General features: G+C 70.9%; 16 protein-coding genes. 5 read left to right on the top strand and 11 right to left on the bottom strand.

What is annotated here, in order from left to right:
- Window positions 1-66: 66 nt before the first annotated feature.
- Entirely contained in the window at window positions 67-1,293 is a 1,227-nt protein-coding gene (locus ACWEOZ_RS08330) for an NAD(P)-dependent malic enzyme (RefSeq protein ID WP_451910052.1), read from the bottom strand.
- A 133-nt stretch (window positions 1,294-1,426) separates the two neighbouring features.
- Window positions 1,427-1,735 (bottom strand): S26 family signal peptidase, encoded by a 309-nt coding sequence (locus ACWEOZ_RS08335; protein ID WP_451910053.1) that lies wholly within the window; start codon window positions 1,733-1,735, stop codon window positions 1,427-1,429.
- Window positions 1,736-1,819: 84 nt separating this feature from the next.
- Here ACWEOZ_RS08335 and sodN point away from each other — a divergent pair, with 84 nt between their 5' ends.
- From sodN to ACWEOZ_RS08350, 3 genes are read left to right on the top strand one after another with little or no spacing between them, the layout of a single operon-like run.
- Window positions 1,820-2,224 carry a superoxide dismutase, Ni gene (sodN, locus tag ACWEOZ_RS08340; protein WP_203769414.1) on the top strand — a complete coding sequence of 135 codons (405 nt, stop codon included), beginning with the start codon at window positions 1,820-1,822 and terminating at the stop codon, window positions 2,222-2,224.
- Window positions 2,225-2,277: 53 nt separating this feature from the next.
- The gene (locus tag ACWEOZ_RS08345) at window positions 2,278-2,721 is read left to right on the top strand and encodes an N-acetyltransferase family protein (RefSeq protein WP_451910177.1); all 444 of its coding nucleotides are present in this window, start codon (window positions 2,278-2,280) and stop codon (window positions 2,719-2,721) included.
- Between the two features lie 29 nt (window positions 2,722-2,750).
- Window positions 2,751-3,164 (top strand): ATP-binding protein, encoded by a 414-nt coding sequence (locus ACWEOZ_RS08350; protein ID WP_377882631.1) that lies wholly within the window; start codon window positions 2,751-2,753, stop codon window positions 3,162-3,164.
- A 31-nt stretch (window positions 3,165-3,195) separates the two neighbouring features.
- Here the strand turns inward: ACWEOZ_RS08350 and ACWEOZ_RS08355 are convergent, their stop codons facing one another.
- Complete coding sequence (locus ACWEOZ_RS08355; protein WP_451910054.1) at window positions 3,196-3,891, bottom strand: FadR/GntR family transcriptional regulator; 696 nt, start codon at window positions 3,889-3,891, stop codon at window positions 3,196-3,198.
- Between the two features lie 65 nt (window positions 3,892-3,956).
- Complete coding sequence (locus ACWEOZ_RS08360; RefSeq protein WP_451910055.1) at window positions 3,957-4,346, bottom strand: hypothetical protein; 390 nt, start codon at window positions 4,344-4,346, stop codon at window positions 3,957-3,959.
- A gap of 53 nt (window positions 4,347-4,399) precedes the next feature.
- On the opposite strand from ACWEOZ_RS08360, the gene ACWEOZ_RS08365 reads away from it, so the two are divergent.
- Both ACWEOZ_RS08365 and ACWEOZ_RS08370 read left to right on the top strand, forming a co-directional pair.
- The gene (locus tag ACWEOZ_RS08365; protein WP_451910056.1) at window positions 4,400-5,350 is read left to right on the top strand and encodes a diacylglycerol/lipid kinase family protein; all 951 of its coding nucleotides are present in this window, start codon (window positions 4,400-4,402) and stop codon (window positions 5,348-5,350) included.
- A 411-nt stretch (window positions 5,351-5,761) separates the two neighbouring features.
- Complete coding sequence (locus ACWEOZ_RS08370; protein ID WP_203769420.1) at window positions 5,762-6,016, top strand: WhiB family transcriptional regulator; 255 nt, start codon at window positions 5,762-5,764, stop codon at window positions 6,014-6,016.
- A gap of 289 nt (window positions 6,017-6,305) precedes the next feature.
- On the opposite strand, the gene ACWEOZ_RS08375 is transcribed toward ACWEOZ_RS08370, so the two are convergent.
- The 7 genes from ACWEOZ_RS08375 to ACWEOZ_RS08405 form a co-directional block, all read right to left on the bottom strand.
- Complete coding sequence (locus tag ACWEOZ_RS08375) at window positions 6,306-6,611, bottom strand: hypothetical protein (RefSeq protein WP_451910057.1); 306 nt, start codon at window positions 6,609-6,611, stop codon at window positions 6,306-6,308.
- 366 nt (window positions 6,612-6,977) lie between these two features.
- Window positions 6,978-7,739, bottom strand: coding sequence for a sirohydrochlorin chelatase (locus ACWEOZ_RS08380; RefSeq protein ID WP_451910058.1), 762 nt, complete (start codon window positions 7,737-7,739; stop codon window positions 6,978-6,980).
- Complete coding sequence (locus ACWEOZ_RS08385; RefSeq protein ID WP_451910059.1) at window positions 7,721-8,485, bottom strand: phosphoadenylyl-sulfate reductase; 765 nt, start codon at window positions 8,483-8,485, stop codon at window positions 7,721-7,723. The genes ACWEOZ_RS08380 and ACWEOZ_RS08385 overlap by 19 nt, the downstream gene beginning before the upstream one ends.
- Window positions 8,486-8,636: 151 nt before the next feature.
- Window positions 8,637-10,331: a nitrite/sulfite reductase gene (locus ACWEOZ_RS08390; RefSeq protein ID WP_451910060.1), complete on the bottom strand. Its 1,695-nt coding sequence runs from the start codon at window positions 10,329-10,331 to the stop codon at window positions 8,637-8,639.
- 295 nt (window positions 10,332-10,626) lie between these two features.
- Window positions 10,627-10,911, bottom strand: coding sequence for a hypothetical protein (locus ACWEOZ_RS08395; protein WP_451910061.1), 285 nt, complete (start codon window positions 10,909-10,911; stop codon window positions 10,627-10,629).
- Between the two features lie 137 nt (window positions 10,912-11,048).
- On the bottom strand, window positions 11,049-12,593 hold the full coding sequence (locus ACWEOZ_RS08400) for a sensor histidine kinase (RefSeq protein WP_451910062.1): 1,545 nt from the start codon (window positions 12,591-12,593) through the stop codon (window positions 11,049-11,051).
- 39 nt (window positions 12,594-12,632) lie between these two features.
- Window positions 12,633-13,667, bottom strand: a complete 1,035-nt coding sequence (locus ACWEOZ_RS08405; protein ID WP_451910063.1) for an SIS domain-containing protein — start codon at window positions 13,665-13,667, stop codon at window positions 12,633-12,635.
- Window positions 13,668-13,705: the final 38 nt, after the last annotated feature.

Genomic DNA, 13,705 nt, shown 5'->3' on the forward strand with positions numbered 1-13,705 from the left:
GGATCACCCACGGTCAAGGGTCCGCGGGCAGAGCGGATGGACGCCCCGCCCCGCGGACCGTGAAGCTCAGACCAGCGCCACCGGCGCGGCCGGCCGAGCGACGAACCGGGCCACCCCGTCCCGCTCAGCCGCCCGGGCGACCGCCTCGGCCACCGCCGGCGCGACCCGCGGGTCCAGTGCCGACGGCACGATCGCGTCCGCCCGCAGCTCGTCCGCCACGACCTCCGCGATCGCCTCGGCCGCGGCCACCTTCATCCGCTCGGTGATCCGGGTGGCCCGGGCGTCCAGCGCGCCCCGGAAGATGCCCGGGAAGGCCAGCACGTTGTTGATCTGGTTGGGGAAGTCGCTGCGGCCGGTCGCGACGATCGCCGCGTACTTGTGGGCCAGCGCCGGCGGGACCTCCGGGGTCGGGTTGGCCAGGGCGAAGATGATGCCGCCGGGCGCCATGCCGGCCAGCGCGTTCTCCTCGATCTGGCCGCCGGACACGCCGATCAGCACGTCGGCGCCGATCAGCGCCTCCTTGATGCCACCGGTACGCCCGGAGTAGTTCGTGCCCTGCGCCAGGGCCGCCTTCGTCCCGGTCAGGCCCGGGCGGTCCGCGTGGATGATGCCCTGGGAGTCGCAGACGATGACGTTCGCGCCCTGGATGCCGGCCGCGATCAGGGTGTTCGTGATGGCCACCCCGGCCGCGCCCGCGCCGCTGATCACCACCCGCAGGTCGGCGAAGCGCCGGCCGAGCAGGGCGACCGCGTTGCGCAGGGCGGCGAGCACGACGATCGCGGTGCCGTGCTGGTCGTCGTGGAAGACCGGGATGTCCAGCGCCTCGTCGAGGCGGCGTTCGATCTCGAAGCAGCGCGGGGCGCTGATGTCCTCGAGGTTGATCCCGCCGAACGAGGGACCGAGCGCCTTGACCACGGCGATGATCCCCTCGATGTCCTGCGTGTCGAGGCAGATCGGGATGGCGTCGACGCCGCCGAACTGCTTGAACAGCACGGCCTTGCCCTCCATGACCGGCATCGCGGCCTTCGGGCCGATGTTGCCCAGCCCGAGCACGGCAGAGCCGTCGGTGACCACGGCGACCGTGTTGGCCGTCCAGGTGTAGTCGGCGGCGATCTCGGGGTCGGCGGCGATCGCCTCGCAGACCCGCGCCACGCCGGGGGTGTAGGCCCGGGACAGATCGTCGCGGCTGGACAGCGGGACCGTGCAGGTGATCGCCATCTTGCCCTGCTTGTGCAGGTCGAAGACGGGGTCGGCGGCCAGGGCAGGGTCGAGCTCAAAACTGAAAAAGGACACAGGGACTCCAGACACGCATCGGAACGTCGGTGTGCCAGCCGGACTCGCGCGAGTCTGCGCGGTCCGACGTGCGATGCGGGGGTCACCCGGGACAAGCAACCGCAAGATTCAGGTGTGCTGCGGTTAACGCAGGTTAACTTAGCCGACCCGGACGCGGCCAGTAGCGAAACACCACTTGTCCGATGACATCCGCCACCCCGTGGGAGCGGGAGTCGTCGGTGACGAACTCGTTGTCACCCTCGACCCACCAGCCACCTTCGTGCGGGCGGATCGCTCGCTTGACGACCAGCAGTTCCGGCCGGGCCCGGAAGCGGGCCACCACCACCGACTGCGGCCGGACCCGGCGGACACGCCGCACGAGCAGGGCATCTCCGCCGTGCAGGGTGGGTGCCATGGACGGCCCTCGCACCAGTACGGCGAAGAGCGGCAATTGCCAAGTCATGGCATCAATCCCGGGGTCGAGGTTCGGTGTTCCGGTAAGGGGTAGTGTCGACTCGGATCATCGCAAACGTATGGAGGGGTCCTGATGCGACTTCCGCGTATTTTCACGCCGCGCACTGTGGTCAGCGCGCACTGCGACCTGCCCTGTGGGGTGTACGACCCGGCGCAGGCACGCATCGAGGCGGAGTCGGTGAAGGCCATCGCTGAGAAGTACCAGGCGAACACCGACCCCGAGTTCCGCACCCGCGCCATCCTCATCAAGGAGCAGCGCGCCGAGCTGGTCAAGCACCACCTATGGGTGCTCTGGACCGACTACTTCAAGGCGCCGCACTTCGAGAAGTACCCGAACCTGAACCAGCTGTTCAACGAGGCCACCAAGCTCGCCGGTGCGTCCGGCGCCAAGGGCTCGATGGACCCCGCGGTCGGCGAGCAGCTGCTGGCCAAGATCGAGGAGATCTCCAAGATCTTCTGGGAGACCAAGCAGGCGTGAGTCCCGCAACGATCCGGCCGGTACGTCACGACGACGTGCCGGCCGTTGTCGCGATGGTGCACGAGCTCGCCGAGTTCGAGCGCGCCGCCGACTCCTGCCACCTCACCGAGGAGCAGTTGCACACGGCGCTGTTCGGTGCGCATCCGGCGGTGTTCGGCCATGTCGCGGTCGACGCCGACGACGCGCCGTACGGTTTCGCGCTCTGGTTCCTGAATTTCTCCACGTGGGAGGGAACGCACGGCGTCCACCTGGAGGACCTGTACGTCCGCCCGCACGCCCGGGGCACCGGCGCGGGTGGAGCGCTGCTCGCCACGCTGGCCCAGGTCTGCGTGGAGCGAGGGTACAAGCGCCTCGAGTGGGTGATGCTGGACTGGAATCCGGCCGCGGAGTTCTACGCCGCGATCGGGGCCGAGGTGGTGGCCGACTGGCTGCCGTACCGGCTTTCCGGGGCCGCGCTGACCCAACTCGCCGAGCGCGCCTCCCCCGTCAGGGGCTAGAGTTCTCCTCCATTGGGAGGATGGGTTCGGTGACTCAGCTGCAGACAACGCATCCGGAGCCGGCGTTCGGTGACGACGTCGTGCTGCTGACCGTGCCCGCCGACGGCGGGTACCTCGGCGTGCTCCGTACAGCCACGGCCGGCCTCGCTGCCCGCCTGCACTTCGCGCTCGACGAGATCGAGGACCTGCGCATCGCGGTCGACGAGGCCTGCGCCATGCTGCTGGCCATCGCCACCCGCGGCGCCGAGCTCGAGTGCCGCTTCGCGGTCACCGACGACGCGCTCACGGTCGAGGTGACGGTGTCGACAGTGCGCGGCGCCCGGCTGCCGTCGGAGTCCTCTTTCGCGTGGAAGGTGCTGACCGCGCTCACCACGTCGGCGTCCGCCGAGGCGACCGGCCGGCACGCCACGATCCGGCTGCTGACCCGCCGCACCGAGATCTGACCCGTTCCGATCTGACCCGTTCCGTCGAGGGTCAGCGCGAGGTCGCCACCATGATGTAGTCCAGGTGGCGCCGGCCGACCTCCATGGCGGCCGCCGAGTCGCCGGCCTTCACACACATCAGCAGCTCACGGTGGTCGGCGTCGATGCGCGCCCAGTAGTCGCCGGGCAGGTTCTCGACGATCTCCTCGCCGTAGGTGACGTGGTAGAGCGGGCGGGTGACCAGCTCGAAGAGCGGATTGCCGGTCGCCGAGGCGACCGCCGCGTGGAAGGCCGCGTGCGCGGCCAGCATGGTCTCGAGCTCGTCCAGGTCGGGATCGAACATCGCGCCGCGCATCTCGATCAGATTCGCATCCGTACGGCGTTGCGCGGCGAGCCCGGCGGCCGGCACCTCCAAGGCGCGGCGCAGCTCCAGCAGATCGGCCATACCCACCTCGGCGGAGTTGCTGAGCAGGGTGAGCCCGGTGGAGAGCGCATCGGAGAGCTGCTCGGCGTCGGGGTGCGCGACGAAGCTACCGCCGGTGACGCCGCGGGTGGTGACGATCAGGTGCTGGCTGGCCAGCAGCCGTAACGCCTCGCGGACGGTGCTGCGGCTCACGCCCGAACGGACGCACAGCTCCGGCTCCGGTGGCAGCCGCTCGCCGGGCTGCAACCGGCCCGATGTGATCTCGTCGCGCAGTTCGTCCGCCAGCAGCTGGTACGCCGGTGGGCGCACCGTCGGTCCGGCCACTGCCCTCACCCCCTTGTGATCCGCCCACTCAGAGTAGGCCGTCGGACGCGGGTGGGAAGGGGGCTTCAGTCGAGTCCGAGAGCGCGCGTGGTCGGCGGCAGCACACACAGCAGTCCGACACCGGCACCGAGCACCATCAGCAGCGCGCCGATCCACGCCGTACCGGTCTGGAGCAGGAAGCCGCCGGAGGCGATGACGAAGAGCTGCACGACGATGGCCGGGCCGCGGGCGTGCGACGAGCGCCGCGCCAGCGCGCGGGCGACGAAGACCACAGCGACGGCCGCGACAGCCGCGAACCCGGTGAGTGCGACGGCGACCGCGATGCTGCCGGCCTCGGCGGTGAAGTCCAGCACCAGCAGGTACGCGGTCAGCACCGCGAGCGCGACGGCCTCCGCGAAGAGCAGGCGTACCGCCCAGACCAGCGTCGCCGGGGAATCGAGTTCTCGGGGGGTCACCGCTGTACGATACCGGCCAGCTCAGAGCCTTCCTGAGAGGTACAGTGCCGCCCATGCGAGCGTTACTGGTGGTTAATCCCAAAGCCACCACGACGAATGAGCGCAGCCGCGACGTCCTGGTCCGGGCCCTGCGCAGCGAGGTCGACCTGACCGTCGAATACACCATGAAACGCGGTCACGCCGCGGGACTGGCGCGGGCGGCGGCCGAGAGCGGCGTCGATGTGGTGGTGACCCTCGGCGGTGACGGCACGGTCAACGAGGCCGTGAACGGACTGATGACCGCCGACCCCGGGCTCGCGGCCCGGGGCACCGCACCGGCCTTCCGCCTGCCGGCGCTCGCCGTCGTCCCGGGTGGTTCCACCAACGTCTTCGCCCGCGCGCTGGGGTTGCCGCGCGACTGGGTCGACGGCACCAGCGTGATTCTCGACGGGCTGCGCTCCGGCCGGCACCGGGTGATCGGGCTCGGCCGCGCCGACGACCGCTACTTCACCTTCACGGCCGGGCTCGGACTGGACGCGGCCGTGGTGCGCCGGGTCGAGCAGGCGCGGCTGCGCGGCCGCACGTCGACACCGTCGCTGTACGTCCGCTCGATGATCGGGCAGATCTTCTCGGGTGAGGACCGCAAGTCGCCGCCGCTCTCGATCGAGCGACCCGGCGAGGAGCCGGAGACCGGTCTGGGCACCGTCATCATCCAGAACACGGCCCCGTGGACCTATGTCGGCGACCGCGCCATCAACCCGAACCCCGACGCTTCGTTCGACCGGGGACTTGACCTGCTGGCCGTTCGTAACCTATACATCGCCAGCACAACACGGACAGTGACGCAGATGGTCTCCCGCAACGGGGATCCGCACGGCAAGCACGTGTTGCGGATGCACGACCAGGCCGAGTTCACCGTGATCGCCAGCCGCCCGCAGCCCTTCCAGCTCGACGGCGACTACCTGGGCGAACGCCAGAAGGTGCACTTCCTGTCCGTCCCCGAAGCCCTGCGTGTGATCTGCTGAGGATCGGGTACGTCGAGCGGAAGCTCATCACGATCTGTTACAGAAAGACGGGCAAAAGGTCGGCAACGCGGCGCGTACCGTACTACATTGATAGGAGCGGTCGTCCGCCGGTCCTGGAAGAACCCCCAGAACCGGACAAAGGGGTCGTGAGCTAGCTCACCCGCTGGGAGAATTTCCGAGCGCTACCCTTGACATCGCGGGAGTTCGTGAAAGCATTCACAAGCGATAAGAAGTAACCCGATGCCGCTCGTGCACGTTCCTTAATCCAAAAGGCACGGAACGGCATCGCGCACAAAGCTTGCTCACGCACCGGTGATCTGACGAACGCTGTCCGTCGGTCCCGGCGCGGATGCAGATAAAAGTAAGTAGCACCATTCTCTACCCAATCCAGAAACAAGGAGTGTTGCCGCCATGGACTGGCGTCACCATGCGATCTGCCGCGACGAGGACCCGGAGCTGTTCTTCCCGATCGGGACGTCTGGCCCCGCACTCCTGCAGGTCGAGCAGGCCAAGGCCGTCTGCCGGCGGTGTACCGTGACCGAGTCGTGCCTCGCCTGGGCGCTCGAGTCCGGACAGGACGCCGGCGTATGGGGCGGTATGAGCGAGGACGAGCGTCGCGCGGTCAAGCGTCGCGGCGGCCTCCGGGTCAGTGCCCCCACCGCCTGAACAATCCCCTCACAGCATTCACGCCCCGGGCCGCATCGGCTCCGGGGCGTCGTGCTGTCCGGGACCCTCCGGCCGACCGACTCCGATCATCGACTGTTTCGATACGATTACGCCACGCAATGGTGACGCTCGGCATGAATGCGATCACGGCCGCTCGCGAAATGATCTCGAAATTACCGTTATCGAAGCCACTATTCGTCGATGCCCGCCCACCCTCCGCAGTGGACACCCCCGCAGCGGGACGATCACTCAATGTGGTCACTCACGAGCGTGACGGCCTGTGACCACATCAATCGAGTGACCGGCGGAGCCGGGTGAGCGCGCTGAGCACTTCACCACGATGCCGGGCGGACTTGAGCCACGCCGGCAGCCGGGCGAGCACCGTCATGCCCTGGCCCGCCGTGCCCCGCTCCCGCAACCCGGCCGCGAGGTGCCCCTCCAGCAGGTCCAGATGCGCGCGGTTGAAGGCCCACAGAGTCCGACCACCGCAACATGTCGTCCGCAGCCACAGCGGCAGCCCGAAGTACGGGTCGACCGGGCCACCCCAGCACGACCACCGCCGCGCCCGGAACGCCGAGCGTCCACAACCGGACACACGAACCGGCGGGGCCAGGAGAACGCGAGCTCGCCGTCGACCAGCTCAGCGATGACGAACGCCCGGCCGCCGCACCGCGGGCAGACCACGTCGACGTCGGTCGCCAGGTCGTAGATCCGCGTCCCCGGATCCCGGTGCCGAACCTCGCCAGCCATGCCGGCCAGCGTGCCGCAGAGCACCGGCCGGAGCACCCGAATTCCGCCGGACCCCGGTCTTACGGCCCGTGACTCAGCGCCGAGCGATGATCCGGCGTCGCGATCAGCACCCCGGGCAACCCGAGCCGGGCCCGGAAGGCGAAGCCGAGCCCGGTAAAGCGGAGCCCGGGCTCGGCAGAACGAGCCGGGCCCGGGAGAGCGAGCCGCCGCCTCAGGCGGCGAGCGCAGCGACCGAGCCGGCCCGAGGAGCCGTAGCCTCCAGCACACGCCCCGCGACCAGCTCGGCGATGGCCGGAATGTCCGTCAGCGGCTCGGCCGCCGCAACGATTCCCGCCTCCCGGGCCGATGCCACCGTCGAATCCCACAACAGCCCAGGAGCGAGGAAATACGAAACCACAGCGACCCGCTCGTACCCCGCAGCCCGGAGATCACGAACGACGTCACCGGACAGCGGCGGGGCGGCCGAGGCATACGCCACCCGGCACGGCACCCCCAGCCGGGCACTCAGGGCCGCCGCGGCCTGCTCCACCGTCGTGCGGGCCGCCGCGTTGCGGGTCCCGGCCGCCGCCAGCACCAGCGCATCCGCCGGGACGGGACCCAGCCGGGTCACCAGACCGTCGAGCAGCAGCCCGGGAACGCGACCGCCGACCGGCCCCAGCACCTCCGCCTGCGAGACCTCCAGCCCAGGATGCTCGGCCCGGGCCGCGGTGATCTCGCCCGGCACGTCGACCCGGCCGTGGTACGCCGAGGTCAGCAGCAACGGGACCAGCACCGCCCGCCGTTGGCCGGCCTCGGCGTACGAGGCCAGCACCTCCCGCGGCCGCGGGCCGGCATGGTCGAGGTAGGAGGCTCGCACCTCCCAGCTTGGATGCCGGGCGGCCACAGCCCGGGTCAGCGCCTCGGTCGCCCGGGCCGCGCGTGGGTCACGGCTGCCGTGGGCGGTCAGCGTGACGGCTAGACGTGCAGGCCGCATTCGGTCTTCTCGAACATCGCCCAGCGGCCCGCGCGGGGGTCCTCGCCGGCCTTGGTGCGCCGGGTGCACGGCCAGCAGCCGATCGAGCCGTACCCCTTCTTGAAGAGCTCGTTGACCGGGACGTTCCAGCGCGCGATGTAGCGGTCGACATCGGCCTGGGTCCAGGCCGCGATGGGGTTGACCTTGACCTTGCCCTTCTTGGCGTCGAACGCCACGACCGGGGTGTTCGCCCTGGTCGGGGACTCGTCACGGCGCAGGCCGGTGGCCCAGGAGTCGTAGTCGCTCAGGGCCCGCTCGAGCGGCTCGACCTTGCGCAGGAAGCAGCACTCGTCCGGGCTGCGGGCGAAGAGCCGGGGCCCGAACTCGCCGTCCTGCTGGCCGACCGTCATCCGCGGGCGGATCGAGCGCACGTTGACGTCCATCGTGCGGGCGACCGTGTCGCGGACCTTGAGGGTCTCGGGGAAGTGCAGGCCGGTGTCCAGGAACACCACGTCCACCCCGGGCGAGACCCGGGAGAACAGGTGCGCCACGACCGCGTCGGCCATCGAGCTGGTCACGCAGAAGCGGTCGCCGAAGGTGCTGGTCGCCCAGCGGGCGATCTCCTCGGCGGGGGCGCCCTCGAGGGCGACGCCGGCGGCGTCGGCGAGCGACTTGAGTTCGGCGGGCTTGCGGCGGGTCGGATCGGCCGGGGCGGCGGGGGCCCCGAGGGACACCAGTCCCAGACCGGCGGCGGTCACCACAGTCATCGGTTCACTCCCTTGGCGAGCAGTCCGTTGAACTTGACCGTGAAAACACGGGCGCAGGAGTGGCACTCCCAGGCACCGTGCGAAGCCTCGTTGGGGCGCAGGTCCTCTTCACCGCAGTAGGGGCAGTAGAGCGGGGCTGATCTGGCGTCGCTCATTTCACGAGCTCCTCTTCCGCCCGGATGACCCAGTCGGCGAAGGTCTCGCCGTCGCCGCGGCCGGCCAGGTAGTTGCGGGCGAGGCGCTCCACGTACCCGGGGAGCTCCTCCGCGGTGGCCTTCAGGCCCCGCACCTTGCGGCCGAAGCCGGCGGTCTGGCCCTGCGCCATGCCGAGGCCGCCGCCGAGGTGGATCTGGAAGCCCTCGACCTGCTCGCCGTGCTCGTTCATGACGAGCATGCCCTTGAGGCCGATGTCGGCCACCTGGGTGCGGGCGCAGGCGTTGGGGCAGCCGTTGATGTGGATGGAGATGTCGGCGTCGAAGTCACGCAGCCGCTCCTCCAGCCGGGCGACGAGCTCCTCGCCGCGGGCCTTGGTCTCGACGATCGCGAGCTTGCAGTACTCGATGCCGGTGCAGGCCATGGTGCCGCGGCGCCAGGCCGACGGCCGGGCCTCCAGCCCGATCCCGCGCAGGCCCGCGACCAGCGGTTCGACCTGGTCGTCGGCGATGTCCAGGACCAGAAGCTTCTGGTACGGGGTGAGCCGCACCCGGTCGGAGCCGTGCGCCGCCACCAGGTCGGCGAGCTTGCCGAGCTGCTCGCCGGAGGACCGGCCGACGACCGGCGCCGCACCCACGTAGTTGCGGCCGTCGCGCTGCTTGTGCACGCCGATGTGGTCGACCGGCTTGTCCGGCAGCGCCGGGGGCGGCCCGTCGATCAGGGCCCGGCCCAGGTATTCCTTTTCCAGGACCTCGCGGAACTTCGCCACGCCCCAGTCGGCCAGCAGGAACTTCAGCCGGGCCCGGTTGCGCAGGCGCCGGTAGCCGTAGTCGCGGAAGATCCCGACCACGCCCTCCCAGACGTCCGGGATCTCGTCCAGCGGCACCCACACGCCCAGCCGCTCGGCGAGCCGCGGGTTGGTGGACAGGCCGCCGCCGACCCAGACGTCGAAGCCCGGTCCGTGCTGCGGGTGCACCACGCCGAGCAGCGCGATGTCGTTGACCTCGTGCGGGGTGTCGGCCAGCCACGAGATCGACGTCTTGAACTTGCGGGGCAGGTTGGAGTAGCGGGGGTCGCCGAGATACCGCTCGACGATCGTGTCGATCGCCGGGGTCGGGTCGATGACCTCCTCGGTGGAGACACCCGCGACCGGGCTGCCCAGCACGACGCGCGGGCAGTCGCCGCACGCCTCGGTGGTCTCCAGGCCGACCGCCTCGAGCCGGCGCCAGATCTCCGGCATGTCCTCGACGCGGATCCAGTGCAGCTGGATGTTCTGCCGGTCGGTGATGTCGGCCGAGCCGCGGGCGAACTCGGTGGAGATGTCGGCGATCGTCCGCAGCTGGGCGAGGTTGAGGGCGCCGCCGTCGATGCGGACGCGGAGCATGAAGTACTCGTCCTCGAGCTCGTGCGGCTCGAGCACCGCGGTGCGACCGCCGTCGATCCCTGCCTTGCGCTGGGTGTAGAGCCCCCACCAGCGGAAACGGCCCCGCAGGTCCTGCGGGTCGATGCCCGCGAAGCCGGTGTGGGCGTAGATGTTCTCGATCCGGGCCCGGACGTTGAGCGGGTTGTCGTCCTTCTTGATCCGCTCGTTCGGGTTCAGCGGCTCGCGGTGTCCGAGCGCCCACTGGCCCTCGCCACGCGCCTTACGGGGGCGAGCGGCGGGCTTGGTGGCCGGGGTGCTGTCCAGCGCCATGTCGGCGTTCCTCCAGGTAATTCTGCCGGTGGGCGCGCTGTACGCGGTCGGCTCCTGTGAGGGCTCGCGACTTCAATGTCTGGCGAGGGCCGGCGCGTCGTGCGCGCCCGAAAAAAGAGATCGGGCGGCGTCAGGAAGCCGGACACATCGCGCTGCGGACACGGCCGTAATCAACGTGGCGACGAGCCACGAAGCGGCGGTCAACTGCAGCGGTCATGCCGGTAAGCCTCTCACGCGAGACCCTTTACGGCCAGTGCGGTCCAGATTCCGGGAGTGTGGCGGCGGACACCGTGAGTCAGAGGTCCTGGGCCGCGTCCCGCTGGCGGCGCCACAGCAGCCGCAGCCACTCGTTGGCGCCCGCCGCGGGCTCCACGGACGGCAGCGGGGTGGGCGCGCTCTCGACCAGCTGCAGCAGCCGCCAGGCCAGGCCGAAACACTCGTCGTCGCCGAAACCGCGCACGAGCAGCCGGGCCTCCTCGTCGCTCACCGGCCACCGCACGGCCTGCAGGCGACGCTCCAGCTCACCGAAGGCCGCGTCGCCGGCCTCGGAGTCGTCCGCTTCGGACGGCAGGGGGCCCAACTCGACAAATCGAAGAACCTCACTACGGACACCCATTGCCCGATCTTCACACAGCCGGGCAAGCCCGGACGATTCAGCTCGCTCAGCGGGCCGGCGGTCGACCGGTGAGCGGGTCTCCTGCTGCACCTTGTAGCCGGTCAGCGTTTGCCGAGCGGCACGACCAGCACTGCCTCGGTGCCGCCACCGGCCCGGTTGCGCAGCTCGATGCTGCCGCGCAGCTCGCCCGTCGCCAGCGCCCGGACGATCTGCAGGCCCAGCCGGCCGCTCGCGTCCGCGTGGAACTCGTCCGGCAGGCCCTGACCGTTGTCCGCCACCGTCACGTGCAGCTGCTTGCGGAACCGGTGCGCCGAGACCACCACCTCGCCGGTCGGCGCCGGTGGGGTCAGGGACGGCTCGGGCGCCGGGGCGTCCTCGTCGGGCGCCGGGAAGCCGTGCTCCACCGCGTTGATCAGCAGCTCGTTGAGGACCATCACCAGCGAGGTGGCGATTTCCGCCGGCAGGACGCCGAACGTGCCCTCGCGCCGCATCTTGATGGTGATCTCGGTGGCCGCGACCTCGGTGGCCGCCGTGGCGACCCGGTCCACGATGCCGTCGAAGTCGACCGCCTCGTCGCTCGACATGGACAGCGTCTCGTGCACCAGGGCGATCGAGGCCACCCGCCGTACGGATTCCTGCAGGGCCACCCGGGCCTCCGGGGCGTTGACCCGCCGGGCCTGCAGGCGCAGCAGCGCCGCGACCGTCTGCAGGTTGTTCTTGACCCGGTGGTGGATCTCGCGGATCGTCGCGTCCTTGGTCATCAGGGCCCGGTCCCGGCGGCGGACCTCGGTGACGTCCCGGGCCAGCACCAGCGCGCCGATCGGCACGCCCGCCGGCATCAGCGGCAGCGCCCGGATCAGCACGGTCGCGCCGCGGGCCTCCACCTCCTTGCGGGGCGGTGCCTCGCCGCGCAGGGCGGTGAGGATGCGTTCCGCCGCGTCGGTGCCCTCGAGCGGGTCGGCGGCCAGCCGGCTGGACAGCACCGACAGCTCCTCGCCGACCAGGTGGGCGTTGAAACCGAGCCGCCGGTACGCGGACTGCGCGTTCGGGCTGGCGTAGGTGACCTTGCCGCCGGCGTCGAGGCGGATCAGCCCGTCGCCGACGCGCGGCGCGGACGTGGTCTCGCCCGGGTGCGCGGGCGGCGGGAACGTGCCGTCGGCGACCATCTGGGCCAGGTCGTCGGCCGTGGTCAGGTAGTTGAGCTCCAGCTGGCTCGGGGTGCGCGCGGTGGACAGGTTGGTGTCGCGGCCGATCACCGCGATGACCTCGATGTTCTCGTCGGCGCCGCGGAGCCGCACCGGGATCGCCTCGTGCCGGGCCGGGGTGTCGCCGTACCAGACCGGGTCGCCCTCGCGCCAGATCCGGCCCTGGGTGAACGCGATGTCGAGGTGGGCGACCTCCGGGCCGCCCACCTTCTTGCCGACCTGGTCGTCCTGGTACGCCGTCGAGGACGTGTTGGGCCGGACCTGGGCGACGCAGAGGAACTCCCGCGGGCCCTCCTCACCCCGCAGCGGCACCCAGAGCAGCAGGTCAGCGAAGGAGAGGTCGGACAGCAACTGCCAGTCGCCGGCGAGCCGGGTCAGGTGGTCGATGTCGTCAGGACCGAGGCCGGTGTGTTCTTCGGCGAGATCGCGCAGCGTGGACACCGCACAAGCCTGCCATGCCCGTGTTGCGGGCCGTCGCGATCAGAGCGTGGAGGTGACCTTGTTCAAGCCGCGCGGCGCGTCCGGGTCCTCGCCGCGGGCCAGCGCCAGGGCCAGGGCCAGGCGCTGCAGGGGCAGGATGTCGAGCAGCGGCGCATAGCGTTCGTCGACGGCCGGGACGGCGAGCCGGCCGGCGGCGCCGGGGATGTCGGTGGCCCCGACGGTGACGACGTCGGCGCGTCGCTCACCCAGGCGGGTCACCACGTCGGCCATGGACGCGCCGCCGGGTCCGGTGCCGACAACGGCGAGCACCGGTACGTCGGGATCCGTCATCGCCAGCGGCCCGTGCAGCAGGTCGGCGCCGGAGAAGGCCAGCGCCGGCAGGTACGACGTCTCCATCAGCTTGAGGGCGGTCTCCCGGGCGGTCGGGTACGCGTACCCCCGGCCGGTGGTGACCAGGCGCGACGCGAAGCGGTAGCGCTGCGCGAGCTGGTCCGCGCCGTGATCGCTGAGCGCGTCCTCGGCGAGCCGGGGCAGCTTCTCCAGCGCGGCGCGTTCCTCGGCGGGGAGGGTGCCGTCGCCGTTGCGGATGCCCTCGACCAGCAGCAACAGCGCGAACAGCTCCGCCGTGTAGGTCTTGGTGGCGGCGACGGCGCGCTCGTGACCGGCCGCCACATCCACCGAGAGCTCGGCGGTCTGCGCCAGCGTGGAGGCGGGGTTGTTGGTCACCGCGAGGGTCAGCGCGCCGCTCTCGCGGGCGACCTTGAGCACCTCGGTGAGGTCGGGCGAGCCGCCGCTCTGGCTGACCCCCACCACCAGCGCGTCCTTGAGGTCGGGACGGGCGCCGTAGAGGGTGATGGCGCTGGGCGAGGCGAGACCGACCGGCAGGCCGAGCCGGATCTCGGTCAGGTACGCGGCGTAGAGCGCGGCGTGGTCGGAGGTTCCCCGGCCGACGAAGACGACGTGTCGGGGGCGCCGCTCGGCCACCCGAGCAGCGGCATCCGCGATCACCTTCGCGGGCTCTCCCTCCAGCAGCCGTGCGTAACCTCCCGGCTGCTCTGCGATGTCGGCCGCCATTCCCTGGCCTCGCTGCGTCACTGGTCGTCCCCCTCATG

The organism is Actinoplanes sp. NPDC004185, from assembly GCF_053603475.1.

What these genes read in the sequence shown, in the direction of transcription:
- ACWEOZ_RS08335 (WP_451910053.1), bottom strand. Translation starts at nt 1,735, where the DNA reads ATGACTTGGCAATTGCCGCTCTTCGCCGTACTGGTGCGAGGGCCGTCC.
- sodN (WP_203769414.1), top strand. Translation starts at nt 1,820, where the DNA reads ATGCGACTTCCGCGTATTTTCACGCCGCGCACTGTGGTCAGCGCGCAC.
- ACWEOZ_RS08345 (WP_451910177.1), top strand. Translation starts at nt 2,278, where the DNA reads ATGGTGCACGAGCTCGCCGAGTTCGAGCGCGCCGCCGACTCCTGCCAC.
- ACWEOZ_RS08365 (WP_451910056.1), top strand. Translation starts at nt 4,400, where the DNA reads ATGCGAGCGTTACTGGTGGTTAATCCCAAAGCCACCACGACGAATGAG.
- ACWEOZ_RS08370 (WP_203769420.1), top strand. Translation starts at nt 5,762, where the DNA reads ATGGACTGGCGTCACCATGCGATCTGCCGCGACGAGGACCCGGAGCTG.
- ACWEOZ_RS08380 (WP_451910058.1), bottom strand. Translation starts at nt 7,739, where the DNA reads ATGCGGCCTGCACGTCTAGCCGTCACGCTGACCGCCCACGGCAGCCGT.
- ACWEOZ_RS08385 (WP_451910059.1), bottom strand. Translation starts at nt 8,485, where the DNA reads ATGACTGTGGTGACCGCCGCCGGTCTGGGACTGGTGTCCCTCGGGGCC.
- ACWEOZ_RS08390 (WP_451910060.1), bottom strand. Translation starts at nt 10,331, where the DNA reads ATGGCGCTGGACAGCACCCCGGCCACCAAGCCCGCCGCTCGCCCCCGT.
- ACWEOZ_RS08405 (WP_451910063.1), bottom strand. Translation starts at nt 13,667, where the DNA reads ATGGCGGCCGACATCGCAGAGCAGCCGGGAGGTTACGCACGGCTGCTG.